Annotated in this window: 1 rRNA gene; it reads right to left on the bottom strand. The window is 56.9% G+C overall.

The features are described 5' to 3' along the window. Position 1: 1 nt before the first annotated feature. Positions 2–3,124: ribosomal RNA gene (locus ACZ3OF_RS35860) — 23S ribosomal RNA — on the bottom strand. Positions 3,125–3,267: the final 143 nt, after the last annotated feature.

Below are 3,267 nucleotides of genomic sequence, written 5' to 3'. Positions count from 1 at the left end.
TGAGGACAAGCCCTCGGCCTATTAGTACCGGTCAGCTCCACCCATTACTGGGCTTCCACATCCGGCCTATCAACCCAGTCGTCTACTGGGAGCCTTACCCTCTCAAGGAGGTGGGAATACTCATCTCGAAGCAGGCTTCCCGCTTAGATGCTTTCAGCGGTTATCCCTCCCGAACGTAGCCAACCAGCCATGCCCTTGGCAGGACAACTGGCACACCAGAGGTTCGTCCGTCCCGGTCCTCTCGTACTAGGGACAGCCCTTCTCAATATTCCTACGCGCGCAGCGGATAGGGACCGAACTGTCTCACGACGTTCTAAACCCAGCTCGCGTACCGCTTTAATGGGCGAACAGCCCAACCCTTGGGACCGACTCCAGCCCCAGGATGCGACGAGCCGACATCGAGGTGCCAAACCATCCCGTCGATATGGACTCTTGGGGAAGATCAGCCTGTTATCCCCGGGGTACCTTTTATCCGTTGAGCGACGGCGCTTCCACAAGCCACCGCCGGATCACTAGTCCCGACTTTCGTCCCTGCTCGACCCGTCGGTCTCACAGTCAAGCTCCCTTGTGCACTTACACTCAACACCTGATTGCCAACCAGGCTGAGGGAACCTTTGGGCGCCTCCGTTACCCTTTGGGAGGCAACCGCCCCAGTTAAACTACCCATCAGACACTGTCCCTGATCCGGATCACGGACCGAGGTTAGACATCCAGCACGACCAGAGTGGTATTTCAACGGCGACTCCACCATGACTGGCGTCACGGCTTCAAAGTCTCCCACCTATCCTACACAAGCCGAACCGAACACCAATATCAAACTGTAGTAAAGGTCCCGGGGTCTTTCCGTCCTGCTGCGCGAAACGAGCATCTTTACTCGTAGTGCAATTTCACCGGGCCTATGGTTGAGACAGTCGAGAAGTCGTTACGCCATTCGTGCAGGTCGGAACTTACCCGACAAGGAATTTCGCTACCTTAGGATGGTTATAGTTACCACCGCCGTTTACTGGCGCTTAAGTTCTCAGCTTCGCAACCCCGAAAGGTCACTAACCGGTCCCCTTAACGTTCCAGCACCGGGCAGGCGTCAGTCCGTATACATCGCCTTACGGCTTCGCACGGACCTGTGTTTTTAGTAAACAGTCGCTTCTCGCTGGTCTCTGCGGCCACCCCCAGCTCACGGAGTAAATCCGATCACCAGTGATGGCCCCCCTTCTCCCGAAGTTACGGGGGCATTTTGCCGAGTTCCTTAACCATAGTTCACCCGAACGCCTCGGTATTCTCTACCTGACCACCTGAGTCGGTTTAGGGTACGGGCCGCCATGAAACTCGCTAGAGGCTTTTCTCGACAGCATAGGATCATCCACTTCACCACAATCGGCTCGGCATCAGGTCTCAGCCTTGATGTGTGACGGATTTGCCTATCACACGGCCTACACCCTTACCCCGGGACAACCACCGCCCGGGCTGGACTACCTTCCTGCGTCACCCCATCGCTTACCTACTACCACCTTGGTTCGCCGGCTCCACCACTTTCCTTTCCCCGAAGGGTCCGGAACGGCTTCACGGGCTTAGCATTAATGGGCTCGATATTGGGCGTTTCAAAGCGGGTACCGGAATATCAACCGGTTGTCCATCGACTACGCCTGTCGGCCTCGCCTTAGGTCCCGACTTACCCTGGGCAGATCAGCTTGACCCAGGAACCCTTAGTCAATCGGCGCACACGTTTCTCACGTGTGTATCGCTACTCATGCCTGCATTCTCACTCGTGAACCGTCCACAACTCGCTTCCGCGGCTGCTTCACCCGGCACACGACGCTCCCCTACCCATCACAGCGGGCGTTGGCCCTATTGCTGCAATGACACGACTTCGGCGGTACGCTTGAGCCCCGCTACATTGTCGGCGCGGAATCACTTGACCAGTGAGCTATTACGCACTCTTTCAAGGGTGGCTGCTTCTAAGCCAACCTCCTGGTTGTCTCTGCGACTCCACATCCTTTCCCACTTAGCGTACGCTTAGGGGCCTTAGTCGATGCTCTGGGCTGTTTCCCTCTCGACCATGGAGCTTATCCCCCACAGTCTCACTGCCGTGCTCTCACTTACCGGCATTCGGAGTTTGGCTAAGGTCAGTAACCCGGTAGGGCCCATCGCCTATCCAGTGCTCTACCTCCGGCAAGAAACACACGACGCTGCACCTAAATGCATTTCGGGGAGAACCAGCTATCACGGAGTTTGATTGGCCTTTCACCCCTAACCACAGGTCATCCCCCAGGTTTTCAACCCTGGTGGGTTCGGTCCTCCACGAAGTCTTACCTCCGCTTCAACCTGCCCATGGCTAGATCACTCCGCTTCGGGTCTTGAGCGTGCTACTGAATCGCCCTATTCGGACTCGCTTTCGCTACGGCTTCCCCACACGGGTTAACCTCGCAACACACCGCAAACTCGCAGGCTCATTCTTCAAAAGGCACGCAGTCACGACCCATTGGGTAAACCCAATGAGCGACGCTCCCACGGCTTGTAGGCACACGGTTTCAGGTACTATTTCACTCCGCTCCCGCGGTACTTTTCACCATTCCCTCACGGTACTATCCGCTATCGGTCACCAGGGAATATTTAGGCTTAGCGGGTGGTCCCGCCAGATTCACACGGGATTTCTCGGGCCCCGTGCTACTTGGGTGTCTCTCAAACGAGCCGTTGATGTTTCAGCTACGGGGGTCTTACCCTCTACGCCGGACCTTTCGCATGTCCTTCGCCTACATCAACGGTTTCTGACTCGTCTCACAGCCGGCAGACTGTGAAAGAGAGATCCCACAACCCCGCATGCGCAACCCCTGCCGGGTATCACACGCATACGGTTTGGCCTCATCCGGTTTCGCTCGCCACTACTCCCGGAATCACGGTTGTTTTCTCTTCCTGAGGGTACTGAGATGTTTCACTTCCCCTCGTTCCCTCCACATGCCCTATGTGTTCAGGCATGGGTGACAGCCCATGACGACTGCCGGGTTTCCCCATTCGGAAACCCCCGGATCAAAGCCTGGTTGACGGCTCCCCGGGGACTATCGTGGCCTCCCACGTCCTTCATCGGTTCCTGGTGCCAAGGCATCCACCGTGCGCCCTTAAAAACTTGGCCACAGATGCTCGCGTCCACTGTGTAGTTCTCAAGCAACGACCAGCCACCCATCACCCTGCCGCGTACGACAAGTTCACTGGGGCCGGCATCGCGAAGATACAAACCTTACGGCCGTACCCTCAGACACCCAACAACGTGCCAGG

This window comes from Streptomyces sp. NPDC022552, from assembly GCF_055561875.1.
This window is presented reverse-complemented; position numbering and strand designations above follow the sequence as displayed.